This is a genomic window from Prevotella sp. PTAC (assembly GCF_013166535.1).
In the GTDB taxonomy this organism is placed as follows: Bacteria; Bacteroidota; Bacteroidia; order Bacteroidales; family Bacteroidaceae; genus Prevotella.
The window spans coordinates 131,207-155,842 of record NZ_JABKKK010000009.1 but is presented as its reverse complement, the minus strand read 5'-3'; the positions used below and the strand labels follow the sequence as shown (position 1 = coordinate 155,842).

Here is a 24,636-nt window from a genome sequence, read left to right as displayed (position 1 = left end):
CCTTCCAATTTTCCTAATCGCATTACTATCGAGGTTTGACTTCTGCCCATTTTCTCGGCTATGTATTTTATACTTTTCCCTTCATGATAAAGGGTAAGCAGAAAATTATCCGCACTGCGTGTCCACTTTTTGTTGGCGTTTGGATGCTTGGCATAACTTTCTTCCGTGACTTTTTCCGGATGCAAGAACTCGTCCACGAAAACAGAAGGGAAGCGTCTGTCATACAGTACATAGGTCTTGACTTTTGCTCTGGTAATGGCTACATAAAACAGCCTACGTTCTTCTCCGTATGGATATTGGTCGCTTTTTGTCAAGACATAATTAAGAACAGGGTCATCGCTTACAAGTGAGGGAAACCCGTATGTGTCCTTGTTACATTGAAGAACTATCACATAGTCTGCTTCAAGTCCTTTGGATTTATGAACGGTCAGAAACTCTATTTTCCTATCTCCGATGATATAGAAAAAACGATTACCCTCTTTCACGGATTTATACATGAACGACAGGTAATAATCATCAAAGGAATATCTCCCTAACAAAAATACTGATTTGTCCAATGGAATTGACGCAACCAATTGTCCGATGACATTGCAATATTCACGCCTTTCATAATCACAGAATTGTAATTCTGTTTTAACTTGTGGATTAAAAGGATGGATGTTCTTTTTAATTTGGGCTTCGTTGCGTTGGATGAATTGCGAGGACAGGCTGACCAAAGGCTCTCCAAACCGATATGTAGTTTCAATCTTGTTGATTTCCGTCTGACCGAAGTAATATGAAAATTGATTGAAAAGTGCCATGTCGCTCCCTGAAAAACGATAGATGGACTGCCAGTCATCGCCCACACAATACAACTTAGCAGGTGGATTTCCCTCTCGCAATACTTTTAAGAAGTTGTAACGGTCAACGGATATGTCTTGAAACTCGTCCACAATGATATAATCATACTTCACAGAATGGGAGGAACGACAAATGTCGGTAGCTTGCAGGATTGCATCCGTAAAATCTATTTGGTTGATATTCGTCAATTCTTCAATATACCGTTTATAAACGGGTTGAAAGATGTTTTTGATAATGAATGTACTGCGTTCGTCCCCTGCGTTTTTAGTTTGCCTTAATACTTCATCTACAGATTTGCAGCTTGACTTTATCAATGTCACAAAAGTCACGACAAGGCGGATAAAAGCCTTCTCCTGCTTGCTATTCGTGGGAAGAATCATATCGTATAATTCAGCATCTGTTTTCTCTTGGATAGGTACATCAGTCTTTTCCAATAAGTTTTTTAATTTCTCCCGAATATCGGAATAATGAAAATCTGCACTTGAAGTTGTTAATAGCTCTGTACCAAATTTCTCATGTGCCGCTTTTTTCCATGTTATGCCATCGTTATACTTTTGGTTTGCTTCTTCATAGGTAATGCCTCTGTCTTTGGCAAACCATATAGGAACAAGTCCATGTTCGTCCACTCCAAAATGCTCTAAATATACTCGCCTTGTTTTTCCACTTTGTTCAAAATATATGGAAAAATCCGGTTTGTATTGAGAGTGCATCTCGTCTGCCAATGGATGTTCGTATGGTTCTTCATATCTGAATTTTACGCTAAGGGAAGATAGCGCAAAGCATATTTTCTGCTCTTGCTCACTTCGTACATAAACAGTTTTTCCGTCCATATCAGGAAACGATGCTTTCAAACGTACATCCTTCTGTTCTGAAAGTTGTTGCCTACGTTCATTCTTCCGCTTTTCCCACTCCTTTTCGGGCGTTTGATAATCAATAAAGTATTCTATTACGCTTTCCTTGAATTTCTTATCATTCAATAATTCATGGTAGATTTTCACGAAGAGCGCGTCCGTCTTTTCATATATTGATGGCTTTTGACCTGTTGTTTGTCCGATAATGTCAAGGGCAAGTTTGTGAAAAGTGTACCCTCTCAAACCTGTAATACCCATTCTTTCTGTCAATTCGGCGGCAGCCTTGTTTGTGTAGCTGATAAGGAGGATATTTTGAGGATTGACTTTCTTTATTTCAGTCAAATACTTTACCTTTCCTACGATGGATGAAGTCTTTCCACTTCCCGCACTACTAACTACCAAACAATTTTCTTCTTCTGAAACGATTGAGCGTCTTTGTTGCTTGTCTAATGGATATTTCAGGCAATGGTCGAAAAACTCTTTATGCGTGTCAAGCAGAAATGTAATTACCTCTTCATTATGTTGTTTTACGAGTTTATTGATAGCTCCAAAATCATTGATAAATTTGGATATGGTTTCAGATGGAGTGATATTAAAGGATTTAAGTTTCTTAACAAGTGAATACGATTTTTGAAAATGTGGCTTATAATGATTGGCAAAATCTTTTTCTTGCGTTGCAGATATTACCCTCCCTGAAAAAACGTTATTAAGGTCGGTCGGAATATCGATAAATGCCTCGTTGTTTAAAACCAACAATCTTTCTTTTGCTTGCTCGTAATTGGATTTATTGCCATAAGAAGATATGTGGTTTAACTTTTCTGAAAGTTCCTTGGACTTGTTTTTTAGGCGTGTCCTTGTTATAACTATATAACAAATTGAAATAGCTATAATACAAATTACCCCAATAAACAATGCTTGCATACTAAAAAAAAGATTTGTCGTTGATAAAGGTTACATTGTATAAAAGGTTAACGTGCCATTAAGGCACGCTAACTTTCTAAGCTATTAAAAGACTGGATTACAGTAAAAAACTATCCTCCCTAAAATAGTCTATTATATCTTCATCAGAAGTTGCCTCATCTACAGCTTTCAAAATTTTTGCAAAGTTCTCAAACTTATCAACTTCATAACCGCCACAAGTTGTAAACTCTTTGTCGCAAAAGAAAATCATTTCTCCCGGAATGGTTATTGAACCTGTGCCATTAAGACTCCTAAATCTATGACTTACTGCCCAACCTGTAAATTCACCTTTGTAATATTTTACAACATTTTCTTTTAGAGAAACAAGTTGTTCTGAAAGTTTCTTGGTATATTTATCCAAATCAGATTTGGCTTCTTCTTTCTCTTTTTTTGCCCGCGCATATTCTCCACGAGAGTATTGAGAAGAATATCCATTAGGAGCAAAAATATCCATAGAAGATTCCGCAGATTCGATGTTTCTTTTACATCTGTTTATTTTAGACATCAAATCTTTGATGTCATCACTAATTTTCATAATAGGTTCAATAGTAGTTACATCAATGAACATACTATCAACTTTTGTTGATATTGGTTCATAAGAATCTGGGTGATATAGATAGCCTTTAAGCGTCTCTTTAACCAACTTCTCAGCTTTTTCCTCGTTAGAGAGTGTGCAAGAAGTCATAACTAATGCAACTGCACAAAATAATAAGATAATAACATTCTTCATAATGTTCACTATTTAAATGATAATTATTGACGCTTGTCCGAAACACGAAGCGTGGAACTGTATGCCACACTCTTTACTTGAAGGTCGTAGGAAACCTTGGATACAGATGTAACAATAGCAGCCCACGCTATAGCGTGAGAACCACTATGCTATCCTTGTATCCAATTTGAAAATTTCCTACGTTTTCAAGTACAAGATAAGCATAACGCTTCTTCTTTTTTCTATGTTTTTGGAAAGGGTTGCCCCAATCCAATTGCAAAAATAGCTAAAATTCTTGATAAGTCCCTTTCATTGAATGATTATCTTTACTTCTTGGGCGAAATTTATACATATTCAGATTTTCATCCTGTTACCTTGCTTTGGGGTAGTAAGCCCCAAACCGTTTCTCCATTCATGCGCTTTCTGCCGGAACCATTGTACAAGCGGAATGTTGTTCACACATATATGGAAACGCCCTGTCCTGCTTTTGTCTTCTTCAAACGAGAAAGCCGCCCCCTCTGCATGGAATTTACGGTTGAACTCAGGTGAATAGAAATCACCTTTCAAGTTCACTTTCTTCAACTTGCATAGTTCTTGGATAATCTGTTCGGAGAAGTGTAGCGTATTACGGCAGAAGTCAATCAAGGGCAGCAGTTTCTCTACATGAGGGAAGTATCGTTTTACCTTGTCCATATACTCGCTGAACTTGCTGCATTGGGCTTGGTGTTCACGTTCCATCTGCTTAATATGTTGCTCCAACCTTGCATTTTGGTTTTCAAGTTCCGCTATGCGCTGCTGAAATCCTTCCCTTTCCGCTTTCAACTTTCCACCGCCCAAAAAAGAACCGACCTTTGCCACGAGTGCGGCTTTCGCCTCGGTCTTGGCGGCTTCCAGTTTCTCCGACCTAATTTCTTTCTTCACCTCGTCAAGTTTCTGTTCCGCTTGTTGCCTTTCCGTCTGCAACTGCTGCACATTGACTTCAAGTTCTCCCGTCTGCCGCTTCAAGTCTCGGTAGTATTGGGCAGTGGTGATATGTCGTGCCTCCGAACCACGGATGCCACGCTGCAAGCCGTGTTTCGCCATTGCTTCCGCATAACTGTCGTGATAGGCTGTCAGCTTCTCTCGTGTCAGCACGTCATCGGCGCACAGACGAATGGCATCCGTTTTCTTACGGTAGGTGCGCTTGCCCTCCACCTGTTGCTTCTTTTTCGCTTTCCTGCGTTCGCCTGTTACAATCGGTACGACCGTAGCGTGGATGTGCGGCGTATGCTCGTCCATGTGCAAGACTGCAGAAACGGTATTCTCCCGTCCGAACGTGCGGTGCAGCCATTGTAGGTTGTCGGCACACCATTCGTTCAGCCTGCCCTCGTCCTGCACTTTCATCATGTCCTCATGTGTTCCCGAAAGCACGATGCGGATTGCCCTCACTTGGTCGGGCGTTATCTTCCTCTTGATGCCTGCCGTGCGGATGCGGTGGTTGATTGCCTCGGTGCGGTTCGTCACGCCATCGGGGAAGTCCACCAGCTCACGGTTGAGGCAGGTGCGTGTAGGGTTGGCGTTCTTGGGGAGGGTCTTGCGTTCGATGTGGTCGGACGCGCCCGTGTCCGCCGAGCCTTTCACCTTGTTGAATTGGATGCTTATGTATCCCATGTTCGTCTTTTGTTTTTATAGGTTATACAAACTTGTTTGTTCATGCCCGTCCGCTGCGGTCGTGCCGCATGAAAACGGGGGTGTCCAGAGGGGTGTAATCCCGTTGGCTCATTGGGGCGTTTTTAGCATTAGCGCAGCGGTGCGTGAAGAAAACGCCCTAATGAGCTATGGCTTTTTCGTTTCAGAAAATCCGCTGCGCTGTCGGTGGTTGTCGGATGCTTTTCCCCTTTCGCCAACTTGGGGTGTACCTCATGTCGCCATGTTGATATGTCGTCATTGTTTTGTGTCGTCATGTTGTCGTGTCTGCTTGTCGGCATGATGGCATGTCGGCATACGTAATACCTGCTTGGGGTATCCAGTCATTTTCCCACGGACTTGTTGATGGGTGTAAAAGCGTTGAAGTGTTGAATATGACACATAACACATTGTTATATTGCTTGATACGCGCTCAACTTGTCCTCAACAAACGCATAATGCCCAACAAACGGCAACGAAAAGAAGAAGTGATGGTATAACCGAATGCTGCTGCGTTCCCTCTTCATCGTCCGTTGGGTGTTGTTGGTATTCTGTTGAGCCTGTATTTTGCTATATATCAACATTATATTATATCTATTCAACAATTCAACAGAATATCAGAGGCTCTCCAGCAGTCCTTTGGTCACGGTGTAATACCTGCCCACATCTTTACGGGTATGATAGCGTCCGTTACCGCCATACACGTAGGTGGTATAGGTAAGCCCGTTGGGTGCCGGTGATAATTTCCAGCACTCCTGCAACACTTTACGCACCTGCGGCTTCTCCGCCTTGACCTGCGAACACAACAGCAGGGGGATGATGTCGTTCAGGCAGAATGACACCGTTTCCACCTCCATCTTCGCCATGATGTCGAGCAGTAAGTCCGCCATTTCTATTTCGAGGCGGTTGCGGTTACTACGGATTATCTTACGCAGGGCTTCTGTCTCAATTAGCTTCGGGGCAAACCACATACGGCTTTCTTTTTTCGTTGACAACTCCCGATGGATAAGGAAGTACAGAAAAGCGGGGATTTCATCCTTCAGCTTTTGCAGGAAATCGGTGTCATCACACTGCAACCGTCCTATCTTGCGTACCCAATAGCGTGTCTCGCCTGCGTCAATGATGACGGGCAAATGCTCGTTGTTGGAACACAACACGAACTTGGCGAAGAAACCGATTTCGTTACGGTCTTTGCCTTTGGCTTCCACCTTATAGGACAATGTAGTACTGAGGTTCTTCAACCGTTCACTGTCCTCCCTGCGGTTGAGCAGTACTTCGTCCACCATGATGAGCAGTTTCCCTGCCCAATCGGAATTGAACTGGCTGCGGAAGTCCTCGTTGGTGTTGAACGTCACGTTATCTTTAAAGATGGCTTTCAGGAAGTTCAAGAACGTGCTTTTGCCCGTGTTCCGTTCTTCGGACACCAACAGCAGGATAGGCAGCTTTTGAACAGGTTGCAGGTAAAGCAGTTGCAGGTAGTCCATGCCCAACTCGTATTGCTCTCCGAAGATATGCTCCACTAACGAGCGGATGCAGGGGAAGCAGCCCTCCTGCGGTCGGTGTCCTATCGGCTCGTAGAGGTTGAGGAACTTTCCGACAACGGGCTTGTAGCCCACATGGTCGGGGACGGTACAGAACCCGTCATACTTCGGCACGGTCGCCATGCGGTCTTTGCCGTAGTCCTGCCGCAAGGTCTCGGAGCTCCATGCGATGCGCTTCTTTACACAGCCTCCGTCAATCAGTGGCTGGTCAACAATCTTGTAGAGGGTTGTCCCTACGCGGATGAATTCGTTTTGTTCTGCCATAGGCTTTGCTTGGTTTTATGTCGCCGACAACAGTGTCTGCAACGGGTTAAACAATCGGATGCAAAACTACGGCACAATGCTTAAAACATTGATACGCAAAACGAAGCGGAACGGTGCAATCATAACAGACAGACGAGAAAATGCAGAAAATCGCATAAGGGAAAGGAGCAGGAAAGAATAAAGAAAGCCCGAAGAAGAGTGGCATTGTCGCTTCTTCGGGCGGTTGTCGTATGTACGTACCCACGCTCTAACACTCGCACATCGGTCTGTTTACTGACACCCACAAGACTTGTTTCTCTTTTCGCCCGTAGAACCTTTCCAATAGGGCATCGCGTACCCTTGCCGCACATTCGGTATTGATGCGGAATGCGAGTGCCACGACCATAGACAGGGCATACACGTCCATGCCGTAGCCGTCTGGCAAACGGATATACCGTTCTGCCTCATGTCGTTTCAGCACTCCACTCTTATATATGGCGCGAATGGCTGCACGGAGTGTCGGGGCGATTGTACCCAACAATGAGGACAGCTCTGCCTCCGTCATCCATACATTTGTAGAAGTGGGTATAGTCACTCTACCGTACTCATTTATCGTAATAATGTCCCGTTCCATAATCAAGCGGTTATATGGCGAAACGTCCGCTTATTTTGTTCTCAAAAGCGGAAATGTCGCTGTTTAATTTCGTGTTTGTTACCTTGGCATAAATCTGCGTGGTCTTGATGTCCGTATGTCCGAGTATCTTGCTCACGCTTTCTATCGGCATACCGTAGTTCAATGCCATGACAGCGAAGCTGTGCCTACTGAGGTGAAAGGAAACCGGTTTCTCGATGCCGCACTTCTTCGCTATGTTCTTTATGCGTTTGTTCACCATGTCAAGTGAGCCTATGTTGAACAGTCTCTTGTCTTTTCGGAACGGTTCGTAACGCTTGATTATCTGCATCGGGATGTCCATCAGCTTGACTTGGAACGGGACACCTGTCTTTTGCCGTTTTGACACAATCCACAGCGCACCGTTCATTTCCACGATATTGTCAGTCGTGAGGTTCTTGACGTCTATGAACGATATGCCCGTCCAGCACCCGAACAGAAACAAGTCCCTTGCTAGTGCGAAGTTTGGATTCTCTAGTTTGATAGTACCCAATGCCTGAAGTTCCTCCTCCGTAAGGAAGCCGCGCTCCTTGTGGTCGGGGTCAACGTGGTACATTGCAAACGGGTTTCTCGGTATCTTTCCGTTGTAGTGAGCCGTGGTGACGATATGTTTCAATGGTATGGAGTATATCCACACGGAAGATTGTGCAAGCCCTGCCTCGTTGCGCAGATACAGGCAATAGTCGCGGATGAAATCCTCCGTAAGTTCGTTCATCGTTATGTCGGCACGTTTATATTGCTTTCTGATAAACTCGGCTACATACTTGCGGACAGTCAGGTATTTCAGATATGTGCGCTTGGAGCGGTCTTTACCCACACGTTTGGCAAAAGCCGCGTTTTCCTTGTCAAAGGCACGTAACAAGGTTTCATATTCTGTGCCTATGCCCTGATAAGCATTACGTACCATTTCAGCGGTCACACAGGCTTCACGGTCTGAAAGACGTTGGTAGTGCTTTGCTATCTGTGCCTTAATGTTCTCCAACGCGAAGTTTACCGCCTGTGCCTCCTTGCTCTTGCCTTTGGCGCGGTTGCCTTTTGCGTCCCAAAGTGCCTTCGGGATGGTCTGTTTACAACTGAACTGTGCGATTGTCCCGTTGATGGTCACACGTCCCATGATGGGGACAACTCCGTTTTTCTCCTTGCTTGCGTTCACGTAGAACACGGTCTTGAATGTACTCCTCATAATCCTTACTTTTTGTTTGGTGCAAAATTAGTTTATGGGAGTTGTAAGGACAGAATGTAAACCTACGCAGAACGCAGAAATATAGACCGTTAGCGTTAAAAGTGCATCCGATGTCGGGTAATGATTTGGAAGTGCATCTGTTTCCATATTCTTCCCAAAGCCTGTCTCCCGCATCTGTGCCACTTTGTGCCAATCTATGCCGAAACCTCCTGACTGTCAATTGAAATGCTCAATTCTGCTCAAATCTTCATTTTATCCTATTCTTTTTATATAAAAGACGTCTCATAAACGTCTCTTTTGTCTTTCTATTCGTTTCAAAACAAGCACGTCTCTTTTTTTGCACAAAAAAATACGGGCGGACAATGCCTGCGCATGTCCGCCCGTAAATAAATACTATCCTAAAATATGTTATTTCACAATAACCTTTTCAGTGCGTACAGAACCATCGTTCATGTATTTCTTCACGATGTTCAGACCTTTCTTGGCCGTAACGATGCGGCGTCCGTTCAGGTCGTAAAGCTCAACCTTGCGTACTGCGTTGTTGTTTCCTGCCTCAACAGAGTCGATACCGTCTACAAGCTCTTTCAGTGCAGAAGCATAGTCGAAGCCCTCAGCGCTGTTGGTCATGAACAACTGAACGTTATTGAAGAATACGTGAGAGCCATTGGCTGCAAAAGCACCGAGAGTGAGCTGACCGTCAGTAATTACTACATTCGTGAATGCGAGGTTGCTGTACGGGAACGACTGTCCGATAACCGGAGCATGAACCGTCTGATCTGCCTCGTCTGCCGATGTCTTGATGAAGAAATGGTTGTTCAAGTCACCTGCATCGGTCTCGCGCTCGCCAAATCCGCCCATTATAGTATAGATACCTGCCGGCAGGTCTGTTATTGTCTGCTCTGCACGGAATTCTTTTGTCCAGTTCTGAACCATTGCGTCAACATAAGGGTTCTCTTCGCTCAACGTCCAACCCCAACCGGTAGACGCAGTTGCCTGCCAACCCTCACCGAGAGTAACCGTCCAACCGGGGAATGTCTCTTCATCAGGATTTACTATAATGTCGTTTGCCGAGCCAAGTTGGTTATCAATGGTTATATAGATGTTCGGGTTCTTAACGAACACTGTCATATCGAATGAGTCTTTGTACTCTTCCAATGTAACCTCGTCAACCTTGGTGTCGAAGAGGGTATTGTCGGCATCGCTAAGAATTGTATAGAGTTTCTCCTTGATACTGTGCTTCAGAAGTTCGGCCACTGCGTCATCGTCTGTCAGCGCTTTGTTTGCCTCCACGATTACAGGAGCGTCCTCTGCCACACCGAGTTTCTTGGCTACGGCTATACCCGCACGGATACGCTCTGTGAGAGCAGCCACACCTGATGTACCGGTCTGTGAGCCGATACCCTTTTCATTTACATTAGCCTCCGTGAACATGTTCTTACACAAGTTGATAGCTCTTGTCAACTCAGCAATCGCTGTTTCGAGTTCTGCATCGTCCGTCAAGAGTTTGCCTGTATACTTACCGTTCACCTCTACGAGGTTCTTATAGTAGTCAGTTGCGTTGAACTTAGTCTCGGCATACTTGTCAACCATAGCCTGAGCGCTGTTATCGCCTGTTATCAAGCCGTCATAATTATTGACGAGAGATACGTGTTTGTTCAGAGCATCGACAGCCTCTTTCAGTTCGGCAACGGCAGCCTCGTAAACAGAAGGAGCGGTAAAGCGCTTTCCGTCATACTTCTGTATAGCGTTGTCAAGAGCAGTCCAAGCCTCACCGAGGTAACGGTCGCCGTTATTGTTGTCACGGCAAGCCTTAGCCTCGTCAAGAGCCAGCTTCAACATACCGTCGTAACGGGCTGCGGGAGATGAGGGAACATAGTCGAGACGAATATTTCCGAACATTACCTCATGCCAATCAGAACCTTCTTCGCCTGCCTGTGCGCAAGGTATCCATTTAAATGTATAGTTTCCTGTCTCAGGAGCCTTGAAGTCAATCGTAAACTTGGTCCAATCCCCTGTCGAGGCACCGGTATTACCGTTCACGTTCGGCAGACATTCCTCAATAGTTTCCGCTACTATTTCACCACTCGGAGCCATAACAACACACTTCATCCAATTCTGACCTTTCCAAGAACATGCATTGAACGTAAGCTGATACTTGTCGCCCTCTTCCAATGCTATGTTATAGTCATCAGCCTGTCCATACTGGCAATGGTATGCACGGGTATACAGCGCATGACTGAAATTACCACCGCCTGTAAAGTTGAATATACGCGGACCTGAGCCGGCGCTACCTACGGGGATAGGATCACCGCTATCGTTGCACACTTCCCAACCTTCCGGAATATAGTTCGCGCCTTTCTCCTTGAAGTTGTCGGTATAGATATTGCGTACCACATCATTGGGATCAGCTTCCACCTCACCGAAATACATCTTGATTGTTTCCTCTCCGTAAATATCGTCACCGAGAATTCTTTCCGGGAATATCTTGGTAATATTCAGAGTGTATTCACCGGTCGCAAGGTCCGTAGCGTTAGGACGCTTGAAGACAACCTCGGCAGCCAGGCCTTCTGCCGGTGTGGCAGTCAGAGTCTCGCTGAATCCGTTGTCGCCAGTGAGAGTAGCCTCAATCTGAGAGCAGTCTACAACCTTGTTGAAGGTCACAGAGAAATCCGTAGTGGCGTTAGGCAGGTTGAAAGCACCGTTCTCGGGATCAGCCTTAACCAATACAGGAGTCTCATAGCAGAAAGAGAACACATCGGCTATTTCCTCGTTATAGCTACCTACCTCATTGCTGAAAGCGCGAACTACAACATCACCTTCGTGTACACGCGGGTGCTTGTTGCCTTTATACTGGATCTGATTTGCGCCTTCCTGATTCTTGAAGCTTACGATAACTTTTGAATCCTCACCGCCGGGATATACATCGTCGCAGAAGATATAGAGATAGCCGTCGTCAAGCAATTCAACAGAAAGCGCGTTGGCTTCCTGATCGTCAATGTTCAATGTCACGCAATCGTTGGGAAGGATGACACGTCCGTTGTTCGCCTTCACAAGATCCTTGATATTGGTATCGTATCCGAAGTCCACGCGGATCACGTCGTTCTTAAATGCCACACCGGCAATCTCAGACTCCTCGATAAGCACGTTATCGATATAGTAGTCACCGGGAGAGAACACGTTCAAGGTAAGGAAGTACTTCTTCACAAGCTCCTCAACCTTGCCCGGATGCTCCTTATAATACTCCTGCTGGATTGCGTCAAGAGCATAGAAGAACATCATGGTGTACTTACGATAGCCGGTCCCAGGCTCCTGGAAATAAGAAATATCATAAGTATACTGCTCGTTGTCTTTTCCAAGGAATGGCAGGTCGCCATTCTCCTGACCCTGCATGAGGGCCACACGGGCTTTCGACTTTATCATTGTCTCGCCGTCTATGGTATACTGGTTCAAACCGCAGAGGTCGAAAGACACACGATAGGATGTCTGTTCCTTGATGGGAAGATTTCTGAACTTGATGGCACGGGTCCAGTCGGTAGTGTCCACCATTGTGTTGTAGAAATGCATGGCACCGTCTTCGATATTACGCTCATCACCTTCCATGTTGTTGACGAACTCATACCAACCGACCTCGGTGTCTCCCTTGGTCTGTTCGGCATCGAATCCCTCAAACATCACCTGCGGAGCCTGCGCCCACGCGAATGATGCGGAAAAGAACAAGCCGAGACTTAGTAAAAGGTTCTTTTTCATACTTTAATGTTTTAAATGTTAATAATAATAGTTATGGTAAAAATTTTCATTTTCCGACGTGGCAAAGATAAAGCCATGTGATGTAACAGGCTTTATCTTATGTCTCATAGAGTTTTGTATTTGTATTTCAACCGTTATTTAACAACTGTTTTTCGACCGTCCCTTATATACACTCCCTTTACCGGATTGACTACCCTGCGCCCCGTAAGATCATAGTAACGGCCGGATTTTTTCATATTTTTACCGGTTTCGACACCGTCTATTCCGCTCGTCTCCTCTATCAGTTCTACCACGACATTGTCGATCAGCAACGGCTGCGGAGTGGCCACGGTGGCGTTTGCACGAAGGTAAAAGACATTGTCACCTTGATTAAGCTCCACGTCTTTCGACACAGCAAGCCACTCGTTTCCGGTCTTTGTAAACCTTATGCGGCCTTGATTTCCGGCGTTGCCGGTGCTGTTGAGATACATCAACACGTGCATCACATCGGCATCAGCCGCACGGTAGCGGAACGTAAAACGGTATTTCCCGGCCACGGGAACATTTACAGTATCCTTCACCATGGCTGTCGACTTGGTGCCGAAATCCATATATCCCTGAGCCGTGTAGCCCTTCACACCGCTGTTCACACCGTTTGTCACGCAACGCCCCACGTTCTTGTAATCGAAGCACTCTCCCTCATACTGACGAGGACCCATGTATACGGGAGGAACAGCCGGCGCCACGATATCCGCCCCGGGTATGTCTGTCAGACGCCCTGTAGCCTTGCCGGCACACTTCACGTCGAGCTCCACAGCCCCGTTGTGCGACACCTTTATTATATATACGCCGTCTTTCCACTCCGTCGTCACCGTACTACGGACATGAGCGCCACGGTCTTTCCATGTCACGTCAGGCTGAGCCGTGCTGCCGTATATTCGAAGCTCGTCTGTCTTTACATCCGTCGTGTCCACACGGTAATTGTTGAGATAGAATGTCACATGGTCGGAATATTCATGTATCAGTCCCGATGAATATTCAGAATATGTGATACGCATGCTGTCACATGTGTTATACTTGAAAGGAATCTTGGCCCAGGCCGTCTTTCCGTAGCGGTATGGATAGTATGTGACCCACGCGTTCTTCATGCGGCCGGCAAACAGATTGCCCTCATATTCCTCGGGAGCGTACTCGTTTATCTCGTCCACTTTGGCCTGCACCGACTTCCAACGGGCGGCATAACCCGAAGTACGCAGGCGGATGGGTATCTCTTTCACGTCATCCGTATTGTTGTAAAATCCCGGCACGATGGGTATTGCGCCGTAGCGGCCCGTCTTCTTGAACCATAGCGTGTTCTTATCGAGCGAGCCCTCGCCGTCCTGCTTGTACAGTCCGTCGTAAAGCGAGTTGGGCGTGGCATACATGTCTTGCGTGGAACCGGTGTTCACATCGTTCACCAAAGCGAGCTGCGTGCGGCCTATGACATCCTTTCTCGTGGGGATGCGCAGTGTGCCGTCGAGTATCTTGCGATACATGTCGACCCATATATTGTCGAACTGCGAGAATCTGGCCCACCGGCGCGACGTATACCCGTCGGGCGTCTGCCTCGTGCCGTTCTCATAGAAGCACTGCTTCCATATCAGCTCGGGGCCATCCATCACTGTCATACCGGTCAGCTGTATGTTTTCAAGCACCGGGGCTATGCCTGCCGCCGTTGGATAGGTCTCTTTCCTCTCTTCGTCCAGCGCCCATCCGCACTCGTCGAACCGTATGCCGTAATTGTTGGTAAGACCGCTTATGAACGTGCCGAGACACAGACTCTCGTTGTTATACCACGATGCGGCAGAAGTATACTTGTAGCACATTATAAGATTATCGGGATGCGCCTTGCAGGCTTCAAGAAAATTCTTGTCGCGTTTCATCATGGCGAGGGGATCGCTGTCCCAATGCCATATACCGCCGCACCAGCTTATCGTGAGATAGCCGCCATACCTGACACTGAGATCCATCAACTTGGCAAAGTGGGCCAGGCGCACCGGCACATCGACACCGTATTTAAGCGGATCGGTGGAGAATATCGAACGGAAACCCCAGAACTGCTCACAGTAGTTGAAACCTATGAAATTGGGATACTCGCGGTAAAACTCCTCGTAGACCTCCATCTCGTTATCGGGCAGATGCGAGAACGCTCCGCTCGCCGGCTGCACCATGCACCACACCCTGTTCTCGGCACAAGTACGCACCCACGAGCGCGCCGTCTCAAGACCGTCTGGCACTATATTAAACTCACCCGTTGTCTCGTTATGCGACACGGACAACGAGATGTTGAATACACACCACGGCTTCAAATCTTCGGGAACGAGGTTTATTATCTTCTGCGGATCAGGCCAGTTCCATGTGTCTATATGGATGATGAACATCGGGTTGTTCACGCTTACCGGACGGCGCATGGGAGCAGCCTCTTCGGCCCTTGACAAAAATGGGAAGGCAATGAACAGGATAATAAGTAAAAGCTTGTGTCTCATGTTGTATCTTCTTTTATATATCAGACGCAAAGATAGGCTTATCCGCCGAACAAGACTATTCCCTGTGTCTCACAAACTTTCGGAATTGTCTCCGGCCATGTTTTTATCGAATCAAAGACAAACGTATTTATCGCATCAAAGACAAACGTAAACAAAAGATACGGAATGCGCTGACAAAGGCGACGGCTCCGCTACACAGGCGTTCCGCCACACCTCCGAACGCCTCAAAACAACAAATGTTAAAACGCAGGAAATAATCTGACAAACAAGCGTTCATATTTCGATTTTCTGAAAATATAGACCCGGCGGCCGAAAATAAGCGAATTATGAGTTTTTCAGCACAACCACCTGTGTATCAACGCCATACATCCACCACACTTATTTTCCCCACCAAACAGCCCCACCAACCCGAAATACGTGTTCCATTCAGCGTCCCGTTGGCTCGCATTTAGCGTCTAAATGCAATGCAACGGGACGCTAAACGCAACGCAACCGGCAATCAAACGCACTCCAACGGGCGTCCCATCGCAAAAAAAGCCGCTTTCCGCCGGATGGCGAAAAGCGGCATATCGCATCGAATATAGAGGTGTGTATCGTTTTCATTTTCTATTTCAATGAAAAACGAAACGTTAAATCCGTGATTTTATTATTACAACGGCTAACTGTTTTCCCTGTCCACATACTTGGACGGGGACACACCGAAATACTTGCAGAACACTGTTGAGAAGTGGGCGAGATTGGAGAAGCCGGTAGCATAAGCGACCTGGGTGATGTTCAGTTTCTGCTCGCGAAGCATGCGGGCAGCCTGTTCGAGCCTTATGTTGCGGATGAACTCGCTCGTGGGAATACCGGTCATCTCTTTCATCTTGCGGTGCAACTGGGCACGGCTTATGCCCACCTCACGCGTAAGCATGTCTACGTTGAAATCGCTGTCGCCGATATGCTCGTTGACAACTTTCATTATTCGCTCCATCAGCAACTCGTCGTTGCCCTTCACTTCCTTGGTCTCCACCTTGTCTGTCTGCAACTGCAAGCCAGAGAACTTGCCTTTGAGCCTCAACACGTTATTAATGACATTCTCTATGTTCATGTGCAGCTCTTCCATGTCGAACGGTTTGGCAAGGAAAGCATCGGCACCGCGTTCGAGACCCTCCAGCCTGTTGCCCACGTCAGACTTGGAGGTAAGCATTATAACAGGGATGTGACTGATGTTGATGTTGGTCTTTATCATACGAAGCATGGTGAAACCGTCCATCTCGGGCATCATGACATCACTAATCACCACATCGTAGGCATTGGTAAGGAGTTCCTTGAGTCCTTCCTTTCCGTTGGTACATACACCGAACTTATAGTAACAACCAAGCTCGGTGCTGATATACCGGCCTATCTCAAAATCATCGTCGACCACAAGTACCCTGTACTTAGTCTGCGGACGCGCCTGACGGATGCGCTCGCGGCTTGTCTCCTGCTGTACCTCCTCTGAAGAGAAATGAGAACTTCCGAGAGGTATCCGCACTGTGAATATGCTGCCCTTGACGTCTGTCCTGTTCTCGGCTGAAATGGTGCCATGGTGCATGTCGACAATCATCTTGCACAGGTTCAGACCGATTCCCGTGCCGCTTATGTGCAGCCGGCGCGAGTTGCTTCCCTGGTAGAAACGGTCGAAGATATGCTTCATGCTCTCACTTTTCAGTCCCACGCCTGTATCGGCTACCTGTATCATGGCATGTGTCTTGTCGGAGGTCAGTCTGATTTCTATCGTTCCGTCATTATATGTATACTTGAAAGCATTGGAAAGCAGATTGGTTATCACCTTGTCAAACTGGTTTCTGTCTATCCACACGTCAAGTGTCTCGTCGAAATGGGTGAACACGAACTTGATGTTGCGCTCCTGGGCACTATACTCGAACATCTTGTATATGCCGTTTATGAACGACACCATGTCCGTCTGCCGGCAATGGAGGTGCATCTGCTGCTTGTCTATCTTCCGCACGTCGAGAATCTGGCTCACAAGGTCAAGTATTCTCCTGGCATTATGCTCTATCGTGGTTATGTCGCGCATAGAGTCGGGGAACGACTCTCCCACCCTGCGCTTCAAGTTTGCCAACGGACTCATTATCAGCGTCAGCGGCGAACGTATGTCGTGGGTGGCGTTGATGAGAAACTTCATCTTCTCTTCATACAGCTGCTCGCGCTTTCTGCGATTGTAGAAATAAATGATGTAGGCGACGAAAGCGATCAACAGGACGATATATATGAAATTGGCCACGGGCGTCTTATACCAAGGCGGACTGACAAGCACCGTTATGGTCTTCGTGCCCGAATAGATCCCGTCTATCATCGCACGTACCTCCACATCATACTTTCCGGGCTGCAAGTGGCTCAGAGTGATGGTGTTGTGCCCCTCACCGTTGTTTTTCCAATCATCGTTGTTCACCCTGTATTCATATATTATGTTACCGGGAGCGACATAGTCGAACAGCGAGAATTCGAGGGAGAACGTATTGTCAAGGTAAGACACGGTGAAATGGTCCGACTCGGCAAGCGGCTCGTCAGTCACCCTGCGGCCGCCCGACTCCGTATTCATGCTGACAGACTTGCCCGCTATGAGGAAGTCGGTAAGGCACACGTCGTTTATCTTGCCGTGGCTCTCATGTATGTCTTCCGGCCTGAATACCGTGAGACCGTCATTGTTTCCGAAATATACCATGTCATCGTCCGTATGCAGACCTACCGAATTGACATACTCCTTCATTGTAAGACCGTTACCGTTCACATGGCCGATGAACTTCTTCTTCCGGGCATTATACTGCCATATTCCCATCGACGTGGAACACCAGATGTCACCGTTGTTAGACTCTACGATATATCCCACTGTCTTGTCTCTCAGCACCTCGCCTCCGGGCATGTCTGTCACTTTGCCAGCACCAGGCCGGTACACGTAAATACCCTGCTCGGTGCCCATAAGGATACGTCCGTCGCGAGTCTCACAAAGTGAATAGCAGGCCACGCCTTCAAGCAATGACGACCAGCCCTGAACACGGAAACTGCCTGTGGCCGGGTCGAAACACGACACTCCCGAGGCCGTACCGAGCCATATATGCCCATTGCGGTCGGGCATCATACACATGACCCAATTGTTGCACAGACTGCCTTTCGGGCCGTTCACCGAACTCTGGACATAGTTTTTCAATTTGCGCGTTGTGGGATTGTATACACAGAACCCGCGCGAGAAAGTGGATATATATATGTTTTTCCCGTCATCGGTCATATCGTTGAACTTGTTGCACTCGAAAGTAACCCTCAGATCAGACTTGCCCGTCACCGGATCATATACATAGAAGCCGTTATCGGTGCCAAGCCAATACCGGCGCCTGCTGTCACGGAAAATAAACTCGGTGGAAGACGGAGACTGGGGACGGGCCACTATACGGCCGTTGCCGTCGAAACCGAACACGCCGTTGCCCTGCACCGTGCACCACATGATACCGTTATCGCCCTCGCAGATAGAAGTAATCGTAGAGCCGATACTGACTTTCTGGGCAGAAAAGCTCCAATTGCGGAACCTCGGCTGGCGACAAGGGAGCACGAAGAGTCCCTTAGACTGGCAACCGACCCATATATTGCCGTCACGATCCTGGGTGACAGCCCATATCTTGGCTGTGTTGAGGTCGATACCCTCGGTGACACTCTCTATCCGCTCAAACCTGCGGCTTCCGTTCGAGAGGCGGAAAAGCCCGTTTCCGCGAGTGCCTATATAGATGTTCCCCGATTTGTCTTTATATACCGTAAGGATAGGTATTCTCTTATCCGACATCACGGACATGTCTATATCAGACACACGGACACTTTTACCCCCCCCTATTGAAAATGACAATATTCCGCGCATACAGACAATAAGCACCTCGCCTTCGTACTCGGTGAAGCCTATGGGAGAACCGAAAGGAGAGACAAACTTGCGTATTGTACCGTTGGTCTCACGCAAGGTAAAGACATTTCCGAAACCGCCTTTCCACACACGGCCGCGGCTGTCCTCATACACACGACTGAAAAAAGCGTCTTCCTCGGGTACGGTATAACGCTTCGACACATCGGCCAGGCTGTCTCCACTCTCCACCAAATGGGCTCCATAGCCGGCCGTGCCTACGAACAGCCTCCCGTCACGAAGACTGCTTATGACATTCACACGGGGCTTCACCCCGTTGGCGAAGCGATAGTGGCGAAACATATTACGGCCGTAATCATAGCGGTCGAGCCCTTTTGCCGTGCCGACCCACAGACTGCCCTCATCGTCACAGAACAACCTGGAAACCGCATTGCAACATAGGGAAGTGGTGTCGCCGGGCTGGTTCAGATATGTGGTGAAACGATAGCCGTCGAACCTGTTCAGTCCATATTCCGTGGCTATCCATATATAACCATACCGGTCCTGGCAGATATCCGTAATCTGGCTGCTTGAAAAACGGTTGGAAGGGATGAACCATCCTGTCTGTCCGGACACAGCTGTGAATGAAACATACAACAAGAGAAATGTTATTATTCGTCTCATGGTCAGTCAATATATTTTACTGTTAAGATATGCTATTTATATTTATGTCTCTTATATCGTTTGGCAAATATACTCATTTTTTGCAATAATATGCAATATATTTGAGACGTAATGAAAAATTTCCCTTTTTTACCTGCTTTTGCGACTCACGTACTTTCATCTTTACCGGATTAGCGACGGCAGACACAAAGACCAATGACACAAAAAACACTAAACGGCTACCTATATTCACATACCGGTAACCGCTCTATTAGTCTTAACAATAAAATACTAACCTATTAAACTAACAAAAACTTAATCTTAAAAGAAATACTAATCTATTAACTTTTCAACAGCAAAAATAGCGATAATGCCGCAAAACCTATATAACACAGGTTTCCGAATGTTTTTTATTTGTATACAACACGGAAAACATTAACGGATGAGCACTTTTCTAAACTTTTTGCTACCATTTGAATGACCGGCGCCAATAATTCTAACGCCTTCCGCCGAGCTGCCGCTCACACGACGGCCGGAAAGGTCGTAGACAGAGGGACGCTCACCGGAATTACCGCCTCCCGCGACATCAGATATACCGGAACCGACTTCTTTCTTGACAGTAATCACAGACGTGCCTGTACCGGTACGTCCCTGGTCGTCGGTAGCCACCACGCGGATGACCCGCTGGCCTTTCGTCACGTTCTTCCAGACATACTCATACGGAGGAGCGGCAAGCTCGGCAAGCAAAGTACTGCCACCGTAAAAACCGACCTTGGCTATATCGCCATACTCGCTCGTCACATCGGCGGCGATACGGAGTTCACGCAACCCGGTGTCGCTCTCGGGGAAATATACGGTAGAGCCGTTGGCAGGCTCGGTTATGGTCACTTTCGGACTGCGGTCTACCAAAGAATAACGGCTGCAGAAATTCCATATCTCCTCGCCTGTCTTCACCACGTCGTTGGAAACCCAATGTCCCTTGCCGGCAAATTCAAGCAGAACGACCTCCACTCCGTTGGTGCCGCCGCTCCATTTACGGTATGTGGCATGCCCGGCTCCCTTATAGCTCGAAATGACCGACGGAGTGGTATTGCACTTGTTGAACTTTATCCATACGTCAAGAACACCCTGAACCTTATCGAACGTGCACACATCATCGCCCGTACCATGAGTATGGATAATGGGAACAGGACGCGAAGCGGCGGCAGTGGCTCCCCACATAGGATAACCGCTGATAGGGGCAAAAGCCGCAATCTTATCGGCGATGTTGTTCATGCAGTGGTAAGTAAACATGCCACCCATGGAAAAACCCGACAGATATACACGGTCGCGGTCGATATCGTGCAGTTCAGCCATCTTGTCTATAAGCTTCAGAATGAAATCGATGTCGGTCCTGCCGGATATATCCCAGGCCTTATTGATACCATCAGGGAAAACCGTAACGAACTTCTCCTTATCGGCAAGAGCTTCTATAGCCATCTGCCCTTTCTGGTAGTTGGCGTCCTGATTCATTCCATGACAGGAAATAAGCAACGGCCTATTGGCAGGCAGGTTCGACGGAACGTATTTAAGATAGTTGCGTGTTTTTCCGCCAACCTCTATATTGTCGGCATACGCGCCGAGCGATGCCATGCAAACAAGCATCATTAATAATAAATTCTTAAAGTCTCTCATTGAGTGGAAATTTTAACCGATTAATAGAATGTTGTTTTTATAAAACATGTTTAACTGTTTCGCAAACAAAAATACACATTATAACATATACAGGCTATCGCACAAGTTTCCGAAACTTTATTATTTGTATATATAAACGAAAAAAGAAGATCGCATAAGCCCATGATATGAAAGCATCAGGCTTAAAATGAAAGAAAAACACGAAACCTGACAAAAAACACGAAACCAGACAAAAAAGGATGTGAGTGCAAAAGAGCAGAGCACCCACATCCTTAATCTATCAAAACTCATGCGATAAGCAAAAGCGACCATATCGCATGCAAAACCGCCATTACTTTATATATATCTTCTTTCCGTTCTTAATATATATGCCTTGGCGCAACGAAGCACCGGAATTCATGCGCCGGCCTTGCATGTCATACAAGGCATCGTCTACCGGCTTCATCTCGCAATCGGACTTTATCTCGTCAACACCGCTTTCCACCCTGTTTATCTTGAAGATGTAGGTGTTTATGCTGCGGGCGGGCAAATCCAACATGACAACCTTGGCCGGCTCGGTCATTTCTATATCAGAGCGCCGGCAAACGGCCTCTTCCGTAGATAGGATCCACTCTCCCGACGTAACCTCATAAGGAAGGTGCACCCGCAATTTATGGGCATTGGCTGTAGTGTCTATCGCCATCACGATGAGAGAGTCGCCCTTGATATAGGCCGAGGTCTGGAATGCACTGTTGGTGCCTACTATTACGCTGGCCTTTGTGTCAAGACGGGTTGAACCGGGCAGGTTCTTGGAAAAGTGAGACATGACATATCCCCTACGCAACAGCTTTCCGTAGTCATTGCCAGGCTGTATGGTCTTGTCGCCGCTGCCGACAAATGACCAATGGGCGAGCATATACCAATACACATACGCGCTTCCGCCGGCAAGCAGACACTCGTTGACCTCCTCGGCAAAGAGAATTTCCTCGTGCCATGTGGGCAAGTCTACCGTGCCGTCGGCATCGCCGCGGGGGTTGACGCTGTGCTCGGTCATCCATACTTCCTTGCCCTGAGCCAACGCTTTCTTGGCCGCCTTAGCCATATTGCCAAGCGGCTCATGCCCGTAGATATGGCCGGCGATAATGTCTATATGCTTGGCCGTCTCGGGATCATCGAGCATGATATCCGAATATTCGGGATTGAAACCGAGAGGTTCCGCATTCATCAATCGCACATTATATGTTTTGCGGTCAAGACGTGAAGCGTATTTCTTGACAAGGTCATGAAGCTGTTGCGGCGTATACAGACATCCGGAATAGTCTACCCACCAATCAGGCTCATTCTGCAAAGAAACGATATCCACAGCCGCATCGTTCTTTTTCATATACGCAAGGAAAGTATTCAGCCAAGGAAAGAAACTGGAATAGCTCGACGCTTTCAATTCGCCGCGCTGATATCCCTGCGCCTCGCTGTTACCGCCTTGAGGGGTCCCGTTGGTCTTGTACTCCCCGGGAGGAGACCACGGAGTGCCGAATATTATCGCTCCACGGGCCTTTGCCTCTTTCACCACAGGCAGATAACCGTGCCAGTCGTATGGAGTGTCCCAAGGTACGGTGACATTGCCAATAAGATTCGGCGATATTTCCATACGCATGATGTTGAGTCCCACAGGAGAGTCTTCACCATAGAGCAACTTTATGATATTCACATCCTCAATCGGAGCCATAAGCCCCCAGCACGCAGCCGCACCAAAACCGGTCACACGCTGGTGGCGGACACTGTCGACGACAACGGTAATGGTAGCGGCGCCGGCCGACAAAAACGCGACCGACGCCAATACTAATGAAAAGATTATTCGTCTCATCTTAACGGTAAGTACCAATTATTCTTATCCAACAATAATGTATAAAGAGCATCGTCTCTCACGCCTTCACGCTCCGATATAGGACGGGCAAGGTAGCTCATGTCGTTCCGACGCAGCGCGACACGCATGAGGTCATAGAAACGGGAGCCGCCGAAGCAGCCTTCGAGAGCCATCTCATCGATTATCAAATCCTCGACAAGAGGAATCTGATATGCCACGGTATCTGCATAAGTAGCCAATTGCTGAGACGGCATCGGCAATGTGTAATAAGCATTGGCCTCGCTATTGCCGCAACCGATGGAATGAATTCCCTTTGTTGCTGCTTCCGTAAACACAAGAGGGTCGAAAGCTATGAGGTTTCCGGCCGCCTTTATCTCAACGCTGTCCACATACTCTCCAATGTTATCGGAATTAAGGCCATACTTCAATACGGCAAAGGCCGACTGCGGATAACCGGCACGATTGAGAGCCTCGGCATAGCGCAGATAAACCATAGCCAAACTATATGTGGGAACATAATCGGGTTCTATCTTAGAAATAACCTGACTTTCCGAACCAAATTCCGAATACTTGTCCTGATTTAGCTGTCTTATCGAATAATTGCCATAAAGGCGGAGATCGCCAACCGCCAATGACGAGAACAATCCTTCCTTAGGAGCATATATGGTATCGGACTTAGTGTCTGTCTTTTGCAAAACGCAATAAGTCTGATCTGCCGACAGTTTACGTATGCCTTTCGACGGCATTAACTGGAAATAGTTATAATTCTCTTTGGTTGAATTATATATATTCGGCAAATCGCTGACAACTCCCGAATATCTGTCACGTTCCATGGGAATATAAGAAATCGGTGGCTCACCATAGCCGTTAACTATATTTTTAAATTCAGTATCAGTCCATGATATAGAAGAGAATTGAGGTACATGCGGATCGTCCTTATGGCCAAGATAATCATGATACCACTTGGCGGCATCGGCATAACGACCGGTCCAAAGGCACATGTCACCAAGCAAGAGACGAACCGGAATGAAGAACGACTTTGATACGCGACCGCCTATCGAACCATAATCGGGAAAATTCACATCCACATGAGGCGCAATATCCGATATGAAGAAATTACATATATCGGTAATGGAAACACGAGGCTGCTCCATCGCCTTACGTGCCTCTGCCTCCGTCATAATAGGTTGAAGAACCAAAGGTACATTGCCGTATGCCATTGCAAGTTGCATATATGTCCAGGCACGGAATGTCTTGACAGCGGCAAACTCTTTCTCAAAAACCTTCTTGCCACGGCGGGCAAGCAAGGTATCCGCATTGGCAATGAAATAGTTGCAGTTGTTGATTACTGCATAGTAATCCGCCGGAACATTATACTTGTTTTTCTCATCGAAACTGAACGACGACAGACGCTTCAAGTCGGCAGATGCCGCATTGGTGGGACTCACCAGGTCGGCACGTACCTCGCCGAGAAGCGAAGTACGGTCGGCTATGACCTGCATCTTGTGAATAATTCCCAATACACTGTAAACGGTATCGGAAGGAGCGTTAATATCGTGGTCTTTGTCAAACTCTACAAGCTCCGAGTCTATGTCCATCATGTCGGCACAAGATACTGAGCCGAATATCACGCACAGAGCGCAAAGTATTTTTGATAAATATTTCATAGTGTCAAATG

The 24,636-nt window shown here is 47.1% G+C and carries 13 protein-coding genes; all 13 read right to left on the bottom strand.

Annotated elements, in window-relative coordinates:
- The coding region (locus HPS53_RS08660; protein WP_172205680.1) for a UvrD-helicase domain-containing protein at positions 1 to 2,612 on the bottom strand (2,612 nt) is incomplete at its 3' end.
- 97 nt (positions 2,613 to 2,709) lie between these two features.
- A complete protein-coding gene (locus HPS53_RS08655; RefSeq protein WP_172205678.1) occupies positions 2,710 to 3,381 on the bottom strand; it encodes a hypothetical protein in 672 nt (223 codons plus the stop codon).
- 333 nt (positions 3,382 to 3,714) lie between these two features.
- The gene (mobV, locus tag HPS53_RS08650; RefSeq protein ID WP_172205676.1) at positions 3,715 to 5,010 is read right to left on the bottom strand and encodes a MobV family relaxase; all 1,296 of its coding nucleotides are present in this window, start codon (positions 5,008 to 5,010) and stop codon (positions 3,715 to 3,717) included.
- Between the two features lie 128 nt (positions 5,011 to 5,138).
- The gene (locus HPS53_RS08645) at positions 5,139 to 5,327 is read right to left on the bottom strand and encodes a hypothetical protein (protein ID WP_172205675.1); all 189 of its coding nucleotides are present in this window, start codon (positions 5,325 to 5,327) and stop codon (positions 5,139 to 5,141) included.
- A 315-nt stretch (positions 5,328 to 5,642) separates the two neighbouring features.
- On the bottom strand, positions 5,643 to 6,830 hold the full coding sequence (locus HPS53_RS08640; RefSeq protein WP_172205674.1) for a primase-helicase family protein: 1,188 nt from the start codon (positions 6,828 to 6,830) through the stop codon (positions 5,643 to 5,645).
- 247 nt (positions 6,831 to 7,077) lie between these two features.
- Entirely contained in the window at positions 7,078 to 7,443 is a 366-nt protein-coding gene (locus tag HPS53_RS08635) for a hypothetical protein (protein ID WP_172205672.1), read from the bottom strand.
- Between the two features lie 10 nt (positions 7,444 to 7,453).
- Positions 7,454 to 8,662, bottom strand: a complete 1,209-nt coding sequence (locus tag HPS53_RS08630) for a site-specific integrase (protein WP_172205670.1) — start codon at positions 8,660 to 8,662, stop codon at positions 7,454 to 7,456.
- A 408-nt stretch (positions 8,663 to 9,070) separates the two neighbouring features.
- Positions 9,071 to 12,409, bottom strand: a complete 3,339-nt coding sequence (locus HPS53_RS08625) for a hypothetical protein (RefSeq protein WP_172205668.1) — start codon at positions 12,407 to 12,409, stop codon at positions 9,071 to 9,073.
- Positions 12,410 to 12,543: 134 nt separating this feature from the next.
- Positions 12,544 to 14,913: a glycoside hydrolase family 98 domain-containing protein gene (locus HPS53_RS08620; RefSeq protein ID WP_172205666.1), complete on the bottom strand. Its 2,370-nt coding sequence runs from the start codon at positions 14,911 to 14,913 to the stop codon at positions 12,544 to 12,546.
- Positions 14,914 to 15,571: 658 nt separating this feature from the next.
- Positions 15,572 to 19,462, bottom strand: coding sequence for a two-component regulator propeller domain-containing protein (locus tag HPS53_RS08615; protein WP_172205664.1), 3,891 nt, complete (start codon positions 19,460 to 19,462; stop codon positions 15,572 to 15,574).
- A gap of 414 nt (positions 19,463 to 19,876) precedes the next feature.
- Positions 19,877 to 21,115 carry an Ig-like domain-containing protein gene (locus HPS53_RS08610; protein ID WP_104370029.1) on the bottom strand — a complete coding sequence of 413 codons (1,239 nt, stop codon included), beginning with the start codon at positions 21,113 to 21,115 and terminating at the stop codon, positions 19,877 to 19,879.
- Positions 21,116 to 21,446: 331 nt separating this feature from the next.
- Complete coding sequence (locus HPS53_RS08605) at positions 21,447 to 22,958, bottom strand: glycoside hydrolase (protein ID WP_172205662.1); 1,512 nt, start codon at positions 22,956 to 22,958, stop codon at positions 21,447 to 21,449.
- The gene (locus HPS53_RS08600) at positions 22,955 to 24,625 is read right to left on the bottom strand and encodes a RagB/SusD family nutrient uptake outer membrane protein (RefSeq protein ID WP_172205661.1); all 1,671 of its coding nucleotides are present in this window, start codon (positions 24,623 to 24,625) and stop codon (positions 22,955 to 22,957) included. The genes HPS53_RS08605 and HPS53_RS08600 overlap by 4 nt, the downstream gene beginning before the upstream one ends.
- Positions 24,626 to 24,636: the final 11 nt, after the last annotated feature.